At 52.8% G+C, this 20,269-nt stretch carries 16 protein-coding genes and 1 other annotated feature; of the genes, 15 read left to right on the top strand and 1 reads right to left on the bottom strand.

Annotated features, from left to right (window positions below):
* Nucleotides 1–174: 174 nt before the first annotated feature.
* The 13 genes from ruvA (at nt 175) to dtd (ending at nt 15,044) form a co-directional block, all read left to right on the top strand.
* Nucleotides 175–771 carry a Holliday junction branch migration protein RuvA gene (ruvA, locus tag AB9R92_RS05270; protein WP_370668440.1) on the top strand — a complete coding sequence of 199 codons (597 nt, stop codon included), beginning with the start codon at nt 175–177 and terminating at the stop codon, nt 769–771.
* 16 nt (nt 772–787) lie between these two features.
* Nucleotides 788–1,786, top strand: a complete 999-nt coding sequence (gene ruvB / locus AB9R92_RS05265; protein ID WP_370668439.1) for a Holliday junction branch migration DNA helicase RuvB — start codon at nt 788–790, stop codon at nt 1,784–1,786.
* A gap of 23 nt (nt 1,787–1,809) precedes the next feature.
* Nucleotides 1,810–2,862: a tRNA preQ1(34) S-adenosylmethionine ribosyltransferase-isomerase QueA gene (gene queA / locus AB9R92_RS05260; protein WP_370668514.1), complete on the top strand. Its 1,053-nt coding sequence runs from the start codon at nt 1,810–1,812 to the stop codon at nt 2,860–2,862.
* Nucleotides 2,859–4,001 (top strand): tRNA guanosine(34) transglycosylase Tgt, encoded by a 1,143-nt coding sequence (tgt, locus tag AB9R92_RS05255; protein WP_370668438.1) that lies wholly within the window; start codon nt 2,859–2,861, stop codon nt 3,999–4,001. Before queA ends, tgt begins: the two co-directional genes overlap by 4 nt.
* 41 nt (nt 4,002–4,042) lie before the next feature.
* A complete protein-coding gene (yajC, locus tag AB9R92_RS05250) occupies nt 4,043–4,300 on the top strand; it encodes a preprotein translocase subunit YajC (protein WP_068868970.1) in 258 nt (85 codons plus the stop codon).
* Between the two features lie 188 nt (nt 4,301–4,488).
* Nucleotides 4,489–4,809, top strand: coding sequence for a post-transcriptional regulator (locus tag AB9R92_RS05245; RefSeq protein ID WP_370668437.1), 321 nt, complete (start codon nt 4,489–4,491; stop codon nt 4,807–4,809).
* Between the two features lie 63 nt (nt 4,810–4,872).
* Entirely contained in the window at nt 4,873–7,149 is a 2,277-nt protein-coding gene (secDF, locus tag AB9R92_RS05240) for a protein translocase subunit SecDF (protein ID WP_370668436.1), read from the top strand.
* 106 nt (nt 7,150–7,255) lie between these two features.
* Nucleotides 7,256–7,699 (top strand): LapA family protein, encoded by a 444-nt coding sequence (locus AB9R92_RS05235; RefSeq protein WP_370668435.1) that lies wholly within the window; start codon nt 7,256–7,258, stop codon nt 7,697–7,699.
* 84 nt (nt 7,700–7,783) lie between these two features.
* Nucleotides 7,784–10,126, top strand: a complete 2,343-nt coding sequence (recJ, locus tag AB9R92_RS05230; protein ID WP_370668434.1) for a single-stranded-DNA-specific exonuclease RecJ — start codon at nt 7,784–7,786, stop codon at nt 10,124–10,126.
* Nucleotides 10,117–10,629: an adenine phosphoribosyltransferase gene (locus AB9R92_RS05225; RefSeq protein ID WP_370668433.1), complete on the top strand. Its 513-nt coding sequence runs from the start codon at nt 10,117–10,119 to the stop codon at nt 10,627–10,629. Before recJ ends, AB9R92_RS05225 begins: the two co-directional genes overlap by 10 nt.
* 89 nt (nt 10,630–10,718) lie before the next feature.
* Nucleotides 10,719–12,272 (top strand): glycosyl hydrolase family 28-related protein, encoded by a 1,554-nt coding sequence (locus tag AB9R92_RS05220; RefSeq protein WP_370668432.1) that lies wholly within the window; start codon nt 10,719–10,721, stop codon nt 12,270–12,272.
* 117 nt (nt 12,273–12,389) lie between these two features.
* The gene (locus AB9R92_RS05215) at nt 12,390–14,582 is read left to right on the top strand and encodes a RelA/SpoT family protein (RefSeq protein WP_370668431.1); all 2,193 of its coding nucleotides are present in this window, start codon (nt 12,390–12,392) and stop codon (nt 14,580–14,582) included.
* A 9-nt stretch (nt 14,583–14,591) separates the two neighbouring features.
* Entirely contained in the window at nt 14,592–15,044 is a 453-nt protein-coding gene (gene dtd / locus AB9R92_RS05210) for a D-aminoacyl-tRNA deacylase (protein WP_370668430.1), read from the top strand.
* Between the two features lie 152 nt (nt 15,045–15,196).
* On the opposite strand, the gene AB9R92_RS05205 is transcribed toward dtd, so the two are convergent.
* Nucleotides 15,197–16,765: an N-acetylmuramoyl-L-alanine amidase family protein gene (locus AB9R92_RS05205; protein WP_370668429.1), complete on the bottom strand. Its 1,569-nt coding sequence runs from the start codon at nt 16,763–16,765 to the stop codon at nt 15,197–15,199.
* A gap of 118 nt (nt 16,766–16,883) precedes the next feature.
* Nucleotides 16,884–17,125, top strand: a binding site (T-box leader).
* Between the two features lie 47 nt (nt 17,126–17,172).
* On the opposite strand from AB9R92_RS05205, the gene hisS reads away from it, so the two are divergent.
* Both hisS and aspS read left to right on the top strand, forming a co-directional pair.
* Nucleotides 17,173–18,456 carry a histidine--tRNA ligase gene (gene hisS / locus AB9R92_RS05200; protein ID WP_370668428.1) on the top strand — a complete coding sequence of 428 codons (1,284 nt, stop codon included), beginning with the start codon at nt 17,173–17,175 and terminating at the stop codon, nt 18,454–18,456.
* A gap of 2 nt (nt 18,457–18,458) precedes the next feature.
* Nucleotides 18,459–20,243, top strand: a complete 1,785-nt coding sequence (gene aspS, locus AB9R92_RS05195; protein WP_370668427.1) for an aspartate--tRNA ligase — start codon at nt 18,459–18,461, stop codon at nt 20,241–20,243.
* Nucleotides 20,244–20,269: the final 26 nt, after the last annotated feature.

Genomic DNA, 20,269 nt, shown 5'->3' with positions numbered 1-20,269 from the left:
GCTATACTTCATTTTAGCATAAAGAGAAACTACAATCAGCGGGAAGCTCTTCCATTCCCGCTGGTTGTCAGTTGATCCAAGCTTCACAATGTCCAAATGAACCGGATAGCTTTCTTCGTAGGAAAGGCCGGAATATGGTATAATCAACAGGTTGAAAATGAAAGGGCGAGTGCAATGTACGATTACATAAAAGGGCAAGTCACCCGCGTGACACCTGAATATTTGGTAGTGGAACAGCAGGGAGTCGGCTGGCAGATCTTTGCCCCGAACCCGTATTCATTCGGATCGGACGAACTGCAGATCTTTGTGCATCATCACGTAAGGGAAGACGCGCAGTTCCTGTTCGGCTTCCCGACGCTTGAGCAGCGGGAATTGTTCCGCAAGCTCATCAGCGTCTCGGGCATCGGCCCGAAAGGCGCGCTTGCGATTCTGGCATCGGGCCAGCCGCAATTCGTCATCGAGGCGATCGAGCAGGAAGACGAGAAGTATTTGGTGAAATTCCCTGGCGTCGGCAAGAAAACCGCCCGCCAGATGATCTTGGACTTGAAAGGCAAGCTGACGGATTTCTTTGGGGAATCCTATGCAGAAGCCGGCCAGCCGGACTTGTTCGGCGGCGACGAATCGGAGCTCGAAGAAGCGATGCTCGCACTGGGCGCGCTCGGCTATTCGGAACGCGAGATCACGAAAGTGAAGCCTCAATTGAAAGGGCTGGAACTCGACACCGAAGGCTTTATGAAAAAAGCGCTTCAATTATTATTGAAACAAACTTAACGAGGAGGCGAACGCCATGGAAGAACGCATTATTGACGGCGAAATTTCGGAATTTGATGAGCGCTTTGAACAATCGTTGCGTCCACAGCGTTTGTCGCAATACATCGGCCAGCAGAAAGTAAAGCACAACCTGGAGATTTTCATCGAAGCGGCGAAAATGCGCAACGAATCGCTTGACCATGTGCTGCTTTACGGGCCACCGGGTCTTGGGAAGACGACGCTTGCGACCGTCATCGCCAACGAAATGGAAGTCGGCGTGAAGATGACGTCTGGCCCGGCGATTGAACGGCCCGGCGATTTGGCGGCGATCGTTTCGTCGCTCGAGCCGGGAGATGTGTTGTTCATCGACGAGATCCACCGCTTGAACCGATCGATCGAAGAAGTGCTGTACCCGGCGATGGAGGATTTCTGCCTCGATATCGTGGTCGGCAAAGGCCCGACTGCGCGCTCGGTGCGGCTTGATTTGCCGCCGTTCACCTTGATCGGCGCGACGACGCGTGCAGGGGCATTGTCGGCGCCGTTGCGTGACCGTTTCGGCGTCTTGTCTAGGCTCGAGTATTACGACACGGAAGCTTTGACGGATATCGTCGAACGCAGCGCCGCTTTGTTCGAAGCGGACATCGATGCGCATGCCGCGAGTGAAATCGCACGCCGTTCCCGCGGGACCCCGCGTATTGCGAACCGGTTGCTAAAACGCGTGCGCGATTACGCGATGGTGCGCGGCAACGGGTCGATCACGACCGATATGGCGGAGCAAGCGCTCGAGATGCTGCAAGTCGACCCGCTCGGCCTTGACCATATCGACCACAAGCTACTCACCGGCATGATCAGCCGTTTCCGCGGCGGGCCTGTCGGCTTGGATACGATCGCTGCAAGCATCGGCGAGGAATCGACGACGATCGAAGATGTCTACGAACCGTATCTTTTGCAAATCGGTTTTATTCAACGGACGCCAAGAGGCCGCACTGTGACGCCTCTTGCATACGAACACTTTAAAATGGAGATGCCTGAATGACTAAACTAACAAATGAACAGCAATTGAATGTAAATGACTTTGACTTCGACTTGCCGGAGGAATTGATTGCGCAAACGCCCCTTTTGGACCGGACATCGAGCAGGCTTCTCGTGATGGACAAAGAAACAGGGGCGGTCGAACATAAACATTTCCGCGACATCCTCGGCCATCTGCACGCAGGCGACACGCTTGTGTTGAACGATACCCGCGTGCTGCCGGCGCGCCTTATGGGCACAAAGGAAGAAACGGGTGCGAACATCGAAGTGCTTTTATTGAAGCAGACGGAAGAAGATGTGTGGGAAACGCTCGTCAAGCCGGCCAAGAAAGTGAAAATCGGCACGGTCGTGTCGTTCGGCGGCGGGCTTTTGCGCGCGGAATGCACGGGCGTCCTGGACCACGGGGGCCGTTATTTCAAATTTATCTACGACGGCATTTTTTATGAGATTCTCGACCAGTTGGGCGAAATGCCGCTGCCGCCGTATATCCGCGAGAAGCTGGAAGACCAGGACCGTTACCAGACGGTGTTCGCGAAAGAACGGGGCAGTGCCGCAGCGCCGACTGCCGGGCTTCATTTCACCGATGAATTATTGGAGGGCATCCGCAACAAAGGCGTCAATATCGCATTCATCACCTTGCACGTCGGGCTCGGCACGTTCCGCCCGGTGTCGGTGGAATCGATCGAAGACCACGAAATGCACGCAGAATTTTACCGCATCACGAAAGAAACCGCGGATTTGATCAATGAAACGAAACAGCAAGGCGGCCGCGTCATTTCCGTCGGCACGACTTCGACGCGCACGCTCGAGTCAGTCGCAAAGAAATTCGGCGGCCAATTGCAGGAAGACAATGGCTGGACGGATATCTTCATTTACCCGGGCTACCAGTTCGAGGCGGTGGACGGACTCATCACCAACTTCCATTTGCCGAAATCGACGCTTGTCATGCTTGTCAGCGCCATGTCGAACCGGGACGCCATCTTGAATGCGTACAACGAAGCTGTCCAAGAGCGCTACCGCTTTTTCAGCTTCGGCGACGCGATGTTTATTGAACCGCAGAAAAAGGAGACCGAATCATGACCCATGCAGTAACTTATGAACACATCAAAACATGCAAACAAACAGGCGCGCGCCTTGGCATCGTCCACACGCCGCACGGCTCGTTCGAAACGCCGGCTTTCATGCCGGTCGGCACGCAAGCGACCGTCAAGACGATGAGCCCGGAAGAACTGAAAGCGATGAACGCCGGCATTATCTTAAGCAATACCTACCATCTGTGGCTGCGCCCTGGTAACGACGTCATCAAGGAAGCGGGCGGCTTGCACAAATTCATGAACTGGGACCGCCCGATCCTCACCGATTCCGGCGGCTTCCAAGTGTTCTCGCTGAGCGAGTTCCGCAACATCAAAGAAGAAGGCGTTCATTTCCGCAACCATATGAACGGCGACAAATTGTTCTTGAGCCCCGAGAAGGCGATGCAAATCCAGAACGACCTCGGCTCTGATATCATGATGGCGTTTGATGAATGCCCGCCTTACCCGGCGACGCACGAATACATGAAATCGAGTGTTGAACGCACGTCGCGCTGGGCAGAACGTTGCCTCGCAGCACACGAACGCCCACAGGACCAAGGCTTGTTCGGCATCATTCAAGGCGGCGAATACGAAGACTTGCGCAGACAAAGCGCAGAAGACCTTGTCGCGCTTGACTTCCCGGGCTATGCGATCGGCGGTTTGTCGGTCGGTGAACCGAAAGATGTCATGAACCGTGCGCTGGAATTCACGACGCCGTTTATGCCGTTTGACAAGCCGCGTTATTTGATGGGCGTCGGCTCGCCCGATTCCTTGATCGATGGCTCGATCCGCGGCATCGACATGTTCGACTGCGTGTTGCCGACACGCATTGCGCGCAACGGCACATTGATGACGAGCACTGGCCGCCTGAACTTGAAAAACGCGAAGTTCAAGCGCGATTTCACGCCGATCGATGAGAAGTGCACATGCTATACATGCACCAATTACACGCGCGCTTACGTGCATCACTTATTGCGTGCAGATGAAACCTTCGGAATTCGCCTTACGAGTTATCATAACCTGCATTTTCTGTTAAACTTAATGGAACAGGTGCGTCAAGCGATCCGCGAAGACCGCCTGGGAGATTTCCGCGAAGAATTTTTTGAAGCGTACGGATTCAATAAGCCGAATGCAAAAAATTTCTGAGTTCGAAAACGATAGAGAACACGAAAGGGGGAAATTGAACAATGGAAACATTAATTGCGTTATCACCTTTACTATTGATGTTCTTGCTCATGTGGCTCTTCATCATCCGCCCGGCGCAAAAACGCCAGAAAGCGACAGCGAACATGCAGTCCGAATTAAAACGTGGGGACCGCATCGTGACGATCGGCGGCTTGCACGGCCAAGTCGACGCAGTGGACGATACGACAATCTACATCACAGTGGCAGACGGCACGCGCATGCAGTTTGAGCGCCAGGCAATCGCCCGCATCGTTGAATAAGCAACCGAAAAAAAAACCGTCTTCCTTTCGGGAGGCGTTTTTTTCGTCCAAGGGAAAATCGGCTCTATTAGTTCCTTTAATTAAACAGAAAGTAAATTAAACAATTTTCCGAAAATTTTCATGCATTTGTTCTAAATTTTCCATCTTGAAGGTACAATGGAAACAGAACTGCAGAAAGGAGAACCGACATGATGAGCTATCCGGAAAAATACGAGCAGGTGCTGCCCGCATTGGAAAGCAAATGCAGCGAATTCACGTATTTGCAATATGAAACATTCACCCCGGAAGCCTTGTGGGATTATTGCCTGAGGAAAGTATGGAAAAAGAAGACAATCGAAGACATGCGTTTGCATGAGATGGTGTCGGATATTATGGATCTGACGGCTTCCGATTTTGTCGCTTACCATCAGGTGGAAGCCTTTAAAACCGCAAACTTTTTCACGGAAGACAGCATGGAGGACCTGCAGCAGCTTCTTCGTCCGGCGCGCCAGAAATCGCGCGGGATTTGACACCTTTTGGCACGTCACCGATAATGTAAGTGCTGTGTTGTATATTGAGGAGGAACTATACATATGAAAGCAAGATCTCGCATCATCGCCTTTTTCCTGCTGGTATTCATGCTCATTGGCTTGATTGGCACAACCAGCCTGCCGATCGCCAAAGATATCAATCTCGGGCTCGATTTGCAGGGCGGATTTGAAGTCCTTTACCAAGTGGAAGAGCTCGAAGAAGGACAGGAAATTACAGAAGAAGTCGTCTCGGATACGACGGACGCACTGAGAAGCCGCATCGATGTGCTCGGCGTCAGTGAACCGAACCTCCAAATCGAAAGCGGCAACCGGATACGCGTCCAATTGGCGGGTGTTGAAGACCAATCGTCTGCCCGTGAGCTGCTTTCGACAGAAGCGAATCTATCATTCCGCGATGCGGATGATAATGTCATGCTGTCGGGGAATGACCTGGCTCAAGGCGGCGCCACGGCTACTTTCAATCAGGAAGGCCAGCCGATCGTCACGCTTGAACTGAACGAACCGGGCAAATTCGCCGAAGTGACGGGCGAAATCGCGCAAAAGCCGGCGCCGGATAATGTCCTGGTCATCTGGCTCGATTTTGAAGAAGGCGTCGATTCCTATCAGGAAGAACGCTTGAAAGCGGACCCGAAATTCATTTCGGACCCGCGGGTTCAACAACGCATCAATTCACCGAGCGTCGAAATCTCCGGTTCCTTCACTGTGGAGGAAACGCAGAACTTGGCCGGCATTTTGAACGCCGGCGCGCTTCCGGTGAAATTGACGGAAGTGTATTCGACATCTGTCGGCGCACAATTCGGTGAACAGGCATTGGACCAGACGACTTTCGCGGCCGGAATCGGCATCGTCGCTGTCCTGATCTTCATGCTATTGTTCTACCGTTTCCCAGGTGCGATCGCAGTCGTCACGCTTTCCGCTTACGTCTACCTCATCCTCGTAATCTTTGAATGGATTGGCGGCGTGCTGACTTTGCCGGGCATCGCGGCAATCATGCTCGGTGTCGGGATGGCAGTCGATGCCAATATCATCACTTACGAGCGCATACGAGAAGAGCTGCGGACAGGCCAGTCCGTACGGGATGCGTTCCGTGCAGGCGCCAGATCATCGTTCTCCGCAATCATTGACGCCAACATCACGACGTTGCTTGCTGCCGCTGTATTGTTCTACTTCGGCACCAGTTCCGTCAAAGGCTTTGCGACGATGCTGATCATTTCCATTCTCGCGAGCTTCCTGACCGCCGTTTGGGGCTCTCGCCTCATGCTCGGCCTTTGGGTATGGAGTGGGTTCCTGGACAATAAGCCAGGCTGGTTCGGCTTATCGAAAAAGAAAATCCATGCAAAAGAAGAAGATTTGCACATCACCGATTTGACGACGCCTTACGATCGCTTTGATTTTGCCGGCAACCGCCGCAAATTCTTCGCTGCTTCGCTTGCGCTCATCTTATCCGGGATGGTTGTGCTGTCGATCTTCCAATTGAACTTGGGCATCGATTTCTCCAGCGGTACGCGCGTGGAAATCACTTCCGAATCCTCGTTGACACAAGAGGAAGTCGAAAGCTTCGTGGAAAGTGCCGGTTATCCGTCGGACGACATCGTCATGTCGGGTGAGGGGTCTTCGATCGGCGTCGTCCGGTATGTCGATGACTTCAGCCAAACGGAAATCGAGGAATTGAAATCTGCGGCTATTGACGAATACGGAATCGAGCCGAACGTGTCGACCGTTTCGCCGACCGTCGGCATTGAACTCGCGCAAAATGCTTTGATGGCGCTTGCCATCGCGGCAATCGGCATCATCATCTATGTGGCATTCCGCTTTGAATGGCGCATGGGCGTGGCGTCCATCGTGGCACTCCTGCACGATGCATTCTTCATCGTCGCGGCATTCAGCTTGCTGCGGCTGGAAGTGGATATCACATTCATCGCCGCTGTCCTAACGATTATCGGTTATTCGATCAACGACACGATCGTCACCTTTGACCGGATCCGCGAGAATATGCGCCGCGTCAAAAAAGTGGAAACGGTGGAACAATTGGAGAAGATTGTCAACACTTCACTCCGCCAAACCTTGACGCGTTCGATCAATACCGTCATGACGGTATTCCTCGTCGTGCTTGCGCTCCTGATCTTCGGTGCTGCATCGATCACGAATTTCTCGATCGCCTTGTTGATCGGCTTGATCGCAGGAACGTATTCATCGATCTTCATCGCTGCGCAAATCTGGCTTGTCTTGAAAAAAAGAGAGCTGAAAAAGAAAGGGCCGATCGATATCGAGAAGAAAGAACAAGAGTCCAAATGGGGCTCCGACGAACCGGTCGTATAAGTTTAATAGGAGAAAGGGACAGGGTATAGAGTATTGATACCTTGTCCCTTTTTTTGCCCTAAAAGCGGCAAGGTGCACGCAGCCCAAAACAGAAGGGATGGTTCACATGAAAATGCAATGGCTCTTATTGCTCGGTCTGGTTTTTGCTATCATCATCGCGATTTTTGCAGTATTCAATGTCGATAATGTACCGGTCAATTACGTGTTCGGCGAAGCCGAATGGCCGTTGATCCTGGTCATTCTCGTCTCCGCCTTGCTCGGATTCCTGCTCTCGAGCATACTCGCCATGACGCGCAACTACCAGTTGAAGCGCAAGGTGAAGACACTCCAAAAAGAAGTGGCGGTCAAGGAATCGCTCATCGCCACACAGCAGAACGAAATTGCCGAATACCAGCGAGCAGGCGTCACGCCTGATGCGATGGTCGTGACCGGGGAAGAACGACCGCACGATGATACGGACGAGTCGCTCCGGTCGCAGCCGCAACGCGAGGAGTTCGGCGTCAACGATACACAAGACCGCCGCGCGGACACACGCCGCGACGAAATGTAAAAAATGAACCTTTCGGCGCTTAGCCGAAAGGTTTTTGTCTGCCCGCCGATGTTGTATAATGTACGGGTGAGGAAGTGAAGACCAATGATAGAATCGAAAAAAAGATGGCAATTGACAACACCGGATGCACAAACGGTCCAGGAATTGCAAGAGGCGCTTTCCTTGTCTTCCGTGCTGGCGAAGATCCTCGTCACACGCGGCATCGACACAGTGGAAAAAGCGCAGGAATTTTTGGATGTGGAATTGTCCGGCATACATAACCCGTTTCTGATGAAGGATATGGACGTTGCAGTAGCGCGTATCCAACAGGCGATCGAAGCGGAAGAAAAAATACTCGTTTATGGCGATTACGATGCCGATGGGGTGACGAGCACGACGGTCATGATGACGGTGCTGCAGGATCTCGGCGCAGATGTATCGTTCAAGATCCCGAACCGCTTCGACCATGGCTATGGCCCGAATGCGGAGCTGTTCAAGGAAGCACATGCGGAAGGCGTCAACTTGATCGTCACGGTCGATAACGGCGTGTCAGGAATCGAGCCGGTTCGTTTGGCCAATGAACTCGGGATGGACGTCATCATCAGCGACCACCACGACATCGGCGATGAACTGCCCGCAGCGCTCGCCGTTATCCATCCGCGCCACCCAGAAGGCGAGTACCCGTTCGGGGAACTGGCCGGCGTCGGCGTTGCGTTCAAAATGGCGCAGGCGCTATACGGCGATATTCCGGATCATTTGACGGAGCTGGTCGCGATCGGCACGATTGCCGATTTGGTGCCGTTGCACGGGGAAAACCGCGTGCTCGTCAAGAAGGGCTTGCGCGCCTTGCAGGATTCGCCGATGCCCGCAATTGCGGCGCTCGCGGATGTAGCGGGCGTCAAGCAGCGCGACATTACGGAAGAGACGATCGGCTTTATGTTCGGCCCGCGCATCAACGCCATCGGCCGCCTGCAATCAGCGGACCCCGCCGTGCGGATGTTCATGACAGACGATCCATCGGAAGCCAGATCGCTCGCAGACGGCTTGGACGTCTTGAACAAGGAACGCCAGGCGATCGTCAAGGCGATTTCCGAGCAAGCAATCGAGCAAGTGGAAGCGCGGTACGGAGAACAGTTGCCGCATGTCATCGTCGTGGCGCAGGAAGGATGGAACCCTGGCGTTGTCGGCATCGTCGCCTCGAAATTGACCGAGAAGTTCTACCGACCGTCGCTTGTGTTGTCGCTCGACTTGGCAAACGGCAAAGCGAAAGGCTCGGCCCGCAGCATCGAAGGCTTTCATTTATACAATGAACTCGCCAAAAACCGCGACATCCTGCCGCATTTTGGCGGACACCCGATGGCAGCCGGCATGACGCTTGCCGCGGGAGACGTTGACGAATTGCGTGAGCGTTTGAACGAACAGGCGAAAACTTCGTTGACAGAAGAAGATTTGGTGCCGGTCGTGTCGATCGATATTCCTGTGACACTTGATGAAGTAAATACAGACACCATTGAAGGCATGCGCCGCCTCGCGCCGTTTGGCATGGGCTTTGCCAAGCCGAAGTTTTATTTGAACGGCGTCAAAGTGGCGGGCATCCGCAAAATCGGCGCGAGCCAAGCGCATCTGAAGATGGAGCTGGCGCAAAACAGTTTTACTTTGGATGCGGTCGGTTTCGGCATCGGCGAGCTTGGCGACGAACTGACGCCTGATGTGAAAATCGATGTCATCGGCGACTTGCAGATCAACGAATGGAACGGGCGCAAAAAACCGCAGCTATTGGTAGAGGATATCCGCACGGACGAATGGCAATTATTCGACATCCGCGGCATCCGCCAAGTGAGCCGCTGGTCGAAGCTCATCCCGAAACAAAACCAAGTATTCGTCGCTTTCCAAAAAGAGACAGAAGCGGTGTTCCATTCGCTGCTCGACGGCCCGATCGTCCCTGCGGAGTCTCTCGCTGAATCAGGTTCCGCGAAAGACCATCTCGTGCTATTGGATTTGCCGGATTCAGAAGAACAGCTATCATCGGTGCTCAAACAGCTGAGGCCGAAGCGTGTCTATGCCCATTTCTATGCGCAGGAATCCCAATATTTCGAGCGCATCCCCGACCGCGACCAGTTCAAATGGCTGTTCGGCTTCGTCAAGAAGCGCGGTTCGTTCGATTTCAAAAAGAACGGCGAAGAACTCGCCAAACATAAAGGCTGGAGCCGTGAAACATTATTTTTCATGCTTCAGGTGTTTTTTGAACTCGGTTTTGTTACACTTAACAATGGAATTACCGAGATTGCACAAGCTCCGGGAAAACGCGACCTGTCGGAAGCGCCGGCTTATAAAAAGCGCGAGCGGCAGATTGCCTTGGAACAAAAGCTCTTGTATGCATCCTATCGGGATCTAAAAGACTGGTTTGACGCCCAAGTGTCAGCCAAGGAGGAAGAATTATGGATTTAAAGCAATATATAACTATCGTCGAAGATTGGCCGAAGCCAGGAATCAAGTTCAAGGATATTACATCTTTGATGGACAGTGGCGAAGCCTATAAATACGCAACGGACCAAATCGTCGAATATGCGAAGACGGTTGATGCGGAACTTATCGTCGGGCCGGAAGCTCGCGGCTTCATCATCGGCTGCCCTGTCGCTTACGCTCTTGGAATCGGCTTCGCGCCAGTCCGCAAAGAAGGCAAATTGCCGCGTGAAGTGATTCGCGCACAATACGGACTCGAGTACGGCACGGACGTATTGACGATGCACAAAGATGCCATCAAACCGGGACAGCGAGTCTTGATTACGGACGACCTTTTGGCTACCGGCGGAACGATCAACGCGACGATCAATTTGGTCGAACAGCTTGGCGGCGTTGTTGTCGGCTGCGCATTTTTGATCGAATTGACTTATTTGGATGGCCGCAAGAACCTCGACGGCTACGATGTCACGACTTTGATGCAATATTGAGAAAATCACCTTGCCTTTTCGGGCAAGGTGATTTTTTTTCTGATGGTAGGGTATGGTAGAGAAAGAAACTAGCAAGAGAGGTGATTTCCATGATCGAATTGGACAGACGGTATGATCCTGAGCAAAACAATGAATTGATCGGGCAGCTGCTGAACGATGCGACCCCTCTAGAACAGACCACCAGGGAGACTGAAGCGCTGTTCAATGACATCAAGAAAGATCTTCCGCGCGTACGCATCAAGCGGCCCGTCCATTTTTCCGAAAAACTCTGGTCTGTGTTTGCCGATGAGTATGAAGTGGCGGATGATAACGGCTATGGCACGATTGTATTCGGGCAGGACTTGTTCCCGGAGTGGAAAGGCAAGCTCGACCGCGAATACAAAAAGCTCGATTCGACGATCAATCGGCGCGTCAACATCCGCGATTACGGCGCAATCGGCGATGGCATCACCGATTGCACCGAAGCGTTCAAAAAAGCGATCGGCAACGGGCGGGTGGAAGTAACGGTTCCGCCTGGGGTCTATATTGTCAAAGGCATCCGCGTTCCGTCATGGAGCCGCATCGTCGGGGCGGGCAAGACCGCTTCGGTCATCAAGCTGCATCCGAAAGCGCCAAAGCGTTCGCGTTTATTAACGAACTCCAATTATGTGACCGGCAACCGCAATATCTCGGTCGAAAGCTTGAGCCTAGATTGGAATGTGGAGCGGCTTGGGCAGACAGAACGCACGAGTGCCTGGGGCAATTATTCAAGCTGTGTCACATTTGCGGGCGTTACTTACGGCTGGGTGCGGGATGTCGAAGCGATCAATCCCGGACTTCATTGCGTCGATATCACGTCGCCGCTTTATAATTACGCAGGCGACGGCATGCGCGGGAGGGGCGGCAGCAAGTATATCTGGGTCGATAAAGTGAACGGCTTCGGTTTCGGGGACGACGGCTTGACGACGCATCATAGCGATTACGTCTTCGTCTCGAACTGCCATTTCTCGGACCCGAGCGGCAAAGCCCATAAGAAAGGCTATTCAAATTCCAATGGCATTGAAATCGATGACGGTTCGAGGCATATCTGGCTGTTCAATAATTCCACTTCGCGTTGCTTCGGCGGCATCGAAATCAAAGCGCATGCCAATTCCTCGGCAGCGTCGGGCGTCTTCATTTCCGGCCATTTATCGGTCAATGACAATCGCTCCTTCAATTTCCGCCACATCGGCCATCATCTCCGGGAAGATCCCGAGTCTTTATCTGCCTATAATATCAAAGCGCAGCGGCTCGTCTCGCTGGCACCTGTTGAAACGCATCTTTATAAAGATTCATCGCCGCGCTCGCTGGTCATTTCCGGCTACCGCAACGTCGCGGTCAACCGCTTCCTGTTCGAAGGCGATCCGCTCTATGATTACAAAGGACGCCCTGCTTCCGCTGTGCAGTACCGGGCTGAACACATTTTACTGTCGAACGGCGTGGTGCGCGGCTTCCGGACGGCAGGTTCGGACATTTCGATCATGGGCGGAAAGCAGAGCGCGCGCAACGTCCGCGTCAGGAACATCATGAGCGTCGACTCGTCGAACAAGACTGTCGCAGTCGGCGATGACAGCAAATGGATCATGGTTGATGGCATCCGCAAGCAAAAAGCGGACCGCCTGTAGCCCCTTGGGTATTTCCGGAAGATAGATGAAAACACGCAAAAGCTTTACTTTTTAGCGGAAAGTTATCTATAATAAAGGAATACTCTTCTGGAAATAAATAAAGCAAGGTGGGCAATTATGGCGAAAGATCAAGTGAGAACAGTTGAAGATGTATTCGAAATGGTTGCGTCCTATATGAATGCAGAGCACGTAGAAACGATAAAAAAGGCGTACCAACTTGCCTATGAAGCCCATGATGGCCAATTCCGGAAATCCGGCGAACCGTATATTGTGCATCCGGTGCAAGTGGCTGGGATCCTCGCAGAACTGCAAATGGATCCGGCCACCGTCGCAGCGGGTTTTTTGCATGATGTCGTAGAAGACACCGACGTCAGCCGCGAAGACATCGTCCGCGAATTCGATGAGGAAGTCGCATTATTGGTCGATGGCGTCACGAAACTCAGCAAGATCAAGTACATGTCAAAAGAAGAACAACAGGCGGAAAACCACCGCAAGATGTTTGTCGCGATGGCGCAGGATATCCGCGTCATCCTTATCAAGCTGGCCGACCGCCTGCATAATTTGAGAACCTTAAAATACCAATCGGTCGAAAAGCAGCGCATCAAAGCGAACGAAACGCTGGAGATTTTCGCCCCGATTGCACACCGCTTAGGGATCAATACGATCAAATGGGAGCTGGAAGACACGGCTCTCCGCTATTTGAACCCTCAGCAATATTACCGCATCGTCAATTTAATGAAGAAAAAACGCACGGAGCGGGAAGACTATTTGAATAATGTCATTGGTGAAATCCGCGTCCAGCTCGACGAGGTCGGCATTGAAGCCGATCTTTTCGGGCGCCCAAAGCATATTTACAGCATCTACAAGAAAATGGCGATGCAAAACAAGCAATTCAACGAAATCTATGATTTGCTCGCCGTGCGCATCACGGTCGACAGCATCAAGGACTGTTACGCGGTGCTCGGCATCATCCATTCCACATGGAAGCCGATGCCCGGGCGCTTCAAGGATTATATCGCCATGCCAAAACAGAATTTGTACCAATCGCTCCATACGACGGTCATCGGGCCACAGGGCGACCCTTTGGAAGTGCAGATCCGCACCGAGGAAATGCACCGCATCGCCGAATACGGAGTCGCGGCGCACTGGGCATACAAAGAAGGCAAGACCTCTGACAAGCCGCTCAGCTCGGTCGATTCCCGCTTGTCGTGGTTCCGCGAAATCCTTGATTTCCAGAACGAATCCGACAATGCGGAAGAATTCATGGAATCGCTGAAATTCGATTTGTTTTCGGACATGGTCTACGTGTTCTCCCCGAAAGGCGATGTCATCGAAATGCCGGCAGGTTCCTGCCCGATCGATTTTGCCTACCGTGTCCATAGCGAAATCGGCAATAAAACGATTGGCGCCAAAGTCAACGGCAAAATGGTGCCGCTCGATTTCGAACTGAATACAGGGGACATCGTTGAAATCCTGACGTCCAAGCAATCGGTGGGCCCGAGCCGCGACTGGCTCAATATTGCCAAATCAACACAAGCCAAAAACAAGATTAAGCAATTCTTCAAGAAACAAGTGCGCGAGGACAACGTCCATAAAGGCCGCGACCTTGTGGAAAAAGAGATCAAAGCACAGGAATTCACCCAAAAAGAAGTGCTGACAGCGGAGAATGTCAAACGCGTCATCGAGAAATACAATTTCGCCAGCGAAGATGATATGTATGCGGCCGTCGGATTCAACGGCATCACCGCCCAGCAAGTCGTCAACCGTTTGGCGGAGCGCCAGCGCAAAAAGCGCGAGCAGGAAGAAGCCATTGAAAAAATCACCGTGGAAATGAAAGCTAACCAGCCGAAAAAACAGACGGAATCCGGCGTCATCGTGCGCGGCATCGACAACATGATGATCCGTTTGTCGAAATGCTGCAACCCGGTGCCGGGCGATGCCATTCTCGGCTTTATCACGAAAGGCCGCGGCGTCTCGGTTCACCGCGCGGATTGCCCGAATATTCAGGCGGATGAATCCGACCGGTTGATCCCGGTCGAATGGGAAAATGCCGGTTCGCCTGAGAACAAATCGTATCAAATCGATATCGAAGTGCAGGCATACGACCGCACCGGCTTGATCAACGAAGTGATGCACATGGTCAGCGAGACGAAGACGACGATCACCGCCGTCAGCGGGCGTGCCGACAAAGACAAGATCGCGACGATCAATTTGTCGATCATGATACCGCACATCTCCCATCTGAACCGTGTCGTGGAACGCATCAAGCAAATTCCGGACGTTTATTCGGTTACACGCGTGACGAATTAAGGAGGAGCCATGAAAGTCGTATTGCAGCGTTCAAAAAAAGCGTCCGTCACCGTTGATGGGCAAATTACAGGGGCAATCGATTCCGGCTATGTCTTATTGGTCGGCATCACCCATAGCGATAGCGAAGCGGATGCGGTATATGCCGCAAAGAAAATTGCCGGGCTTCGCTTGTTCGAAGATGAAGACGGCAAGATGAACCGCTCGATTGAGGAAGCGGGAGGCAGCGTGCTGTCGATTTCCCAGTTCACCTTGTACGGAGACGTCAAAAAAGGGCGGCGCCCAAGCTTTGTCGAAGCGGCACGACCGGAACAAGCCGAACCGTTGTGGCTGAAATTCAACGAGGAATTGACAAGCCACGGCCTTCAGGTCGAAACCGGCGTATTCGGCGCCATGATGGACGTCCAGCTCGTCAACGACGGGCCCGTCACCATCCTGGTCGATTCGGACGGAGCTAAAAAATAATGTTTGGAAGAGGCAAGCAGATCTGCTTGCCTCTTTTTTTGATGTAAAAACGCCTGGAAATGGTTCCTTGACGCTTTTAATGTCCAATTACAAGCAGTTGTTGATAGCCAAAAAATGCCCCGCTTCTCATTTGAGAAGCGGGGCATTTGATTTCACTCGCTTAATTCAGAGTCGAAATAGCTGATGATGCCGTTGTAGAGGCCAAGTGCCGCTTGTTCGCGGAATTGGTCGCTCGAAACGATGCGTTCTTCGTTGAAATTGCTGAGGAAGCCAAGTTCGACGAGCACTGCGGCCTGGCGATTATCCCGGAGAACGAGGTAATTGCCTTTTCTCGCGCCGCGGTCATTGAGAGTCAACTTACCGGCCAATCCGCCGTTGATGTGCTCAGCCAATTTTTGCTGGTACGGATGCTGGTAATACGAAGTGAAGCCTGAGACCGAGCTGTCTTCAGTGGCATCGTAATGGATGCTGATGAAGGCGTCCGCCGCCACTTGATGGCTTTCGGAGACGCGGTGGCGGAGGTCGACATAAACATCGGATTGCCTTGTCATGACGACTTCGGCTCCTGCAGAGCGCAGGTGGTGGGACAGGATTTCCGCTGTTTTCAAGGTCAGGTCTTTTTCGTTTGTTTTGCGGACGCCGACCGTGCCGCCATCATTGCCCCCGTGACCCGGATCCAAGACAATCGTCAAGCCGTTCAAGGTGCCGGCTTTCCTGGCGGGTTGCGGTTTTTCGGCATCCGCCGGATCACTGGACGTTCCCGTGCGCACGACCCAATCGGCGATATAGGCTTGGCGGCCGTCTTCAAGCGCCACTAAATACCATTGGCCTTCTTTGCCTGCCACCGACAGCTGCATGCCGGCATCGGCCCGTGTGACCACTTCTGAAGATGTGCTCGCCTGTGCGCGCAAGTTCGTGCCGTCCGTCAAGACGGTCACTTGTTCATCCGAAGAGCTCGCTTGTTGCGCGGGCTGGTCGGATAATTCACCGTAGAAGGCATACACCCAACCAGTCTTTTCTTCGGTGAGTTCGAGCTGGACCCAATTGCCGTCCATCCCTTTGACGTTGAACACTTGGCCTTCTTTAACGGAGGACAGGATCTCCGCGTTCAAACTCGGTTCGGCACGGACATTGAGTGCATCGACCGCGATGCGGAATGAAGAAAGTTTTTCGAGCGCTTGAGCCGTCTCTGCCTGTTGTTCGGAAGCCGGTTCTTCTGGAGACGCCGCTTTTTGCTCAGTTAAGCTTATGTACTGTGTCGAGACGAAGCCTCGGACATTGCGGAATTGCACTTCCGTCCAGTCGCCGTGGCTTGCGATCACTTGTGCTTGTTCGCCGGCGTTCATTTTCGACAGCACCGCGGAAGATAGGTTTGCCTGCGCGCGGATGTTCAAGCTATCGACGGACGATACGGCGGTTTGGGCGGATGCAACTTGCGCTTGTTCTGTGCTGACGAGCCAGGAAGCGACCCAGCCTTCTGTGTTGCCGTGGCGGATCTCGATCCAATCGCCGCTGCGTGAAACTTGTTGTGCTTTGTCGCCTTGTTTCATCGAGCCAATCACTTCATAGCTCAACCCCGGACCGGTCCGTATGTTGACCGTCGAGCCGGTCGCGGAAACATCGCCGTTATCTGCATGGGCAGAATCCGAAACGGCTAATGGGATCGTGCCGGATAAGGCCAAAATAAAAACCAGCAAAGTGAGTAATAATCGTCGTTGCATAGCGGGCCTCCTAAATTAAGTTCATCTTCATCATAATATCAAAAAAATCAGGCAATGTATGCAAAAGCTTGACAAGATTTCTTAAGCTGATTAAGATTGATTTATTCTACTTATATAATTTTTGCTGAAGACGGAGAAAGTAATTGCTGGCATCGACTGAAAAGAGAGGGAAAGCCTTGGGCTGAAAGCTTTCCTGCAGGGATCTGCAACGAACAACACTCTCGAGGTTCTTACCTGAACGGCGCCCCCGCGCTTATTAGGCTAAGACGGTTCCGGCCGTTATCCGGACAGAGAGGGCGCAGAAATTTGCGCCAACTAGGGTGGAACCGCGGAAGCTAATTTTTAGCTCTCGTCCCTTGCGCAAGCAAGGGGCGGGGGCTTTTTTGTATGGAAAAGGAGAGATGGAAATGGGCAATATCCAAGCACCGCGCGGCACATACGATGTGCTGCCGCAAGAATCTGCCAAATGGCAGGAAGTCGAACGGACGATCAACGAATTATGCAATCTGTATCAGTACAAGGAAATCCGCACGCCGGTTTTCGAACACACGGAATTGTTCCAGCGGGGCGTTGGCGATACGACCGATATCGTCCAGAAGGAAATGTATACTTTCCAGGACCGGGGCGACCGTTCCTTGACATTGCGTCCGGAAGGCACCGCATCTGTCGTGCGCTCGTATGTCGAACACAAACTGTTTGGCCAGCCCGACCAGCCGGTGAAGCTGTATTATACCGGCCCGATGTTCCGCTATGAGCGGCCACAAGCGGGACGCACGCGCCAGTTCGTGCAGTTCGGCGTGGAGGCAATCGGCTCGAAAGATCCCGCAATCGATGCGGAAGTGATTGCGCTCGCCATGGACGTCTATAAATCGTGCGGGCTGAAAAGTCTGCGGCTCGTCTTGAATTCACTCGGCGATACCGAAAGCCGCTTGGCACATAAGAAAGCGCTGATTGAGCATTTTGCGCCGTCGATCGATGAATTCTGCGGCGATTGCCAAAACCGCCTGGAGAAAAACCCGCTGCGCATTCTCGATTGCAAAGTGGACGGCGAGCATCCGTTGATGGCGACGGCTCCTTCTCTTGCGGATTATTTGAACGAAGAATCCAGCGCCTATTTTGCGCAAGTCAAGGACTATTTGGACGAACTCGGCATCAGTTATGTCGTTGACCCGAACTTGGTACGGGGCCTTGATTATTACAACCACACCGCTTTTGAAATCATGAGCGAGGCAGAAGGGTTTGGGGCGATCACGACGCTTGCCGGCGGCGGCCGTTATAACGGGCTCGTTGAAGACCTTGGCGGCCCGGAATCGCCGGGCATCGGCTTTGCGATGAGCATCGAACGCTTATTGCTTGCACTGGAAATGGAAAAAGTGGAAATCGGGCAAGACCAATCGCTCGATGTGTATGTCATCGCAATGGACGCGGCATCGAAAAAGAAGGCTGTGTCGATTGTCCGTGACTTGCGCGCAAACGGCATCTCGGCGGATATGGATTTCACTGACCGCAAGATGAAAGCGCAGATGAAATCCGCCGACCGTAAAAATGCGCGATTCGTCATCGTCATCGGTGAATCGGAACTCGAGAGCGGCAAGGCGGCCGTCAAAGAAATGGCGACGCGTGAGCAGCAGGAAGTGCCATTCGGTGAATTGGCTGACAGCATCCAGAAAAAGAAATCATTGGAGGAATAATTATGTCGAGAACACATTATTGTGGAGAAGTGAACGAAACGGCAATCGGCCAGCGCGTATCATTGAAAGGGTGGGTCCGCAAACGCCGCGACCTCGGCGGATTAATCTTCGTCGACGTCCGCGACCGCTCAGGGATCGTCCAAGTGGTTTTCAACCCGGAAATTTCGGAAACAGCGGCAAAAATCGGTGAATCATTGCGCAATGAATTTGTCGTCCATATCGATGGGCTTGTCGTTGAACGTGCGGAAGGGCAAGTGAACGCAGCGATGAAAACCGGCAAAATCGAAGTGCAAGTGGATAATGTAGAAATCATCAATGCCGCGAAAAACCCGCCGTTTGCGATTGAAGACCAAACGGATGTCAGTGAAGACTTACGTTTGAAATACCGTTATTTGGACTTGCGCCGCCCGGCGATGTTCGAAACCTTGAAAATGCGCTCGGACGTCACGAAAACGATCCGCAATTTCCTCGACAGCGAAGGGTTCTTGGATGTCGAAACACCAATTTTGACGAAATCCACACCGGAAGGCGCGCGCGATTACTTGGTGCCAAGCCGCGTTCACGAGGGCGAATTCTACGCCTTGCCGCAATCACCGCAATTGTTTAAGCAAATGCTGATGGTGTCAGGAGTGGATAAATATTACCAAATCGCGCGTTGTTTCCGCGATGAAGATTTGCGCGCTGACCGCCAGCCGGAGTTCACGCAAATCGACATGGAAATGAGCTTCCAGACGATGGAAGACATCATCGAATTGAACGAGCGCTTGATGATCCAAGTGATGAAAGATGTCAAAGGCATCGACATCGATGCAGGATTCGAGCGCATGAGCTACCGGGATGCCATGGAACGTTTCGGTTCCGATAAGCCCGATGTGCGTTTCGGCATGGAATTGACGGATGTATCGGAATTGGTGAAAGATACTGCGTTTAAAGTCTTCACAGGAGCAGTCGAATCTGGCGGGCAAGTCAAATTGATCAATGCCAAAGGACAAGCCGGCAATTATTCCCGCAAAGACATCGATGCCCTCGGCGAATTCGCTGCGCGTTACGGCGCAAAAGGCTTGGCGTGGCTGAAAGTGGAAGAAGGCGGCGTCAAAGGGCCGATCGCCAAGTTCTTCGAAGGGGAGATGGCTGATAGCTTGATCGCAGCCGCTGAAGCTGAAGCGGGTGACTTGCTATTGTTCGTCGCCGACTCCAAAACGGTCGTTGCGGACTCACTCGGCGCCTTGCGCATGAAGCTCGGCAAAGACTTGGACTTGATCGACCAATCGATCTTCAAATTCCTGTGGATCACCGATTGGCCGCTGCTGGAATACGATGACAAAGACGGACGCTACTACGCGGCGCACCATCCGTTCACGATGCCGTTCGAAGAAGACCTCGCCAAACTGTCGACGGAACCGCAAAACGTCCGCGCACAAGCTTACGACTTGGTATTGAACGGCTATGAACTCGGCGGGGGATCGGCGCGGATTTACAAACGCGACATCCAGGAGCAAATGTTCGAAGTGCTCGGTTTCTCGAAAGAAGAAGCGACAGAGCAATTTGGCTTCTTGCTCGAAGCATTTGAGTACGGGACGCCTCCGCATGGCGGCATTGCATTCGGTCTTGACCGTTTGGTGATGCTGTTGGCAGGGCGCACCAACCTGCGCGACACGATCGCGTTTCCGAAGACCGCTTCTGCAAGCGATATGCTGACGGAAGCGCCGAGTGCAGTATCATCGGCCCAATTGGAAGAATTAAACCTATCGGTAACTATTCAGAATAGTGAAAAAGATTCAGAGTAAAAGGCTTGTACATCTTTTTCGGGTAT

It is taken from the genome of Planococcus sp. SSTMD024 (assembly GCF_041320495.1).
Lineage (GTDB): Bacteria > Bacillota > Bacilli > Bacillales_A > Planococcaceae > Planococcus.
The sequence above is the reverse complement of the archived record's forward strand: the minus strand, read 5'-3'. Positions and strand labels throughout refer to the sequence as shown.

Bases quoted from the DNA above. Each gene is read 5' to 3' on its own strand.
- AB9R92_RS05220 (WP_370668432.1), top strand. From the start codon at position 10,719: ATGATCGAATTGGACAGACGGTATGATCCTGAGCAAAACAATGAATTG.
- hisS (WP_370668428.1), top strand. From the start codon at position 17,173: ATGGGCAATATCCAAGCACCGCGCGGCACATACGATGTGCTGCCGCAA.
- yajC (WP_068868970.1), top strand. From the start codon at position 4,043: ATGGAAACATTAATTGCGTTATCACCTTTACTATTGATGTTCTTGCTC.
- dtd (WP_370668430.1), top strand. From the start codon at position 14,592: ATGAAAGTCGTATTGCAGCGTTCAAAAAAAGCGTCCGTCACCGTTGAT.
- ruvB (WP_370668439.1), top strand. From the start codon at position 788: ATGGAAGAACGCATTATTGACGGCGAAATTTCGGAATTTGATGAGCGC.
- aspS (WP_370668427.1), top strand. From the start codon at position 18,459: ATGTCGAGAACACATTATTGTGGAGAAGTGAACGAAACGGCAATCGGC.
- AB9R92_RS05215 (WP_370668431.1), top strand. From the start codon at position 12,390: ATGGCGAAAGATCAAGTGAGAACAGTTGAAGATGTATTCGAAATGGTT.
- ruvA (WP_370668440.1), top strand. From the start codon at position 175: ATGTACGATTACATAAAAGGGCAAGTCACCCGCGTGACACCTGAATAT.
- AB9R92_RS05225 (WP_370668433.1), top strand. From the start codon at position 10,117: ATGGATTTAAAGCAATATATAACTATCGTCGAAGATTGGCCGAAGCCA.
- recJ (WP_370668434.1), top strand. From the start codon at position 7,784: ATGATAGAATCGAAAAAAAGATGGCAATTGACAACACCGGATGCACAA.
- AB9R92_RS05205 (WP_370668429.1), bottom strand. From the start codon at position 16,765: ATGCAACGACGATTATTACTCACTTTGCTGGTTTTTATTTTGGCCTTA.
- AB9R92_RS05245 (WP_370668437.1), top strand. From the start codon at position 4,489: ATGATGAGCTATCCGGAAAAATACGAGCAGGTGCTGCCCGCATTGGAA.
- AB9R92_RS05235 (WP_370668435.1), top strand. From the start codon at position 7,256: ATGAAAATGCAATGGCTCTTATTGCTCGGTCTGGTTTTTGCTATCATC.
- secDF (WP_370668436.1), top strand. From the start codon at position 4,873: ATGAAAGCAAGATCTCGCATCATCGCCTTTTTCCTGCTGGTATTCATG.
- tgt (WP_370668438.1), top strand. From the start codon at position 2,859: ATGACCCATGCAGTAACTTATGAACACATCAAAACATGCAAACAAACA.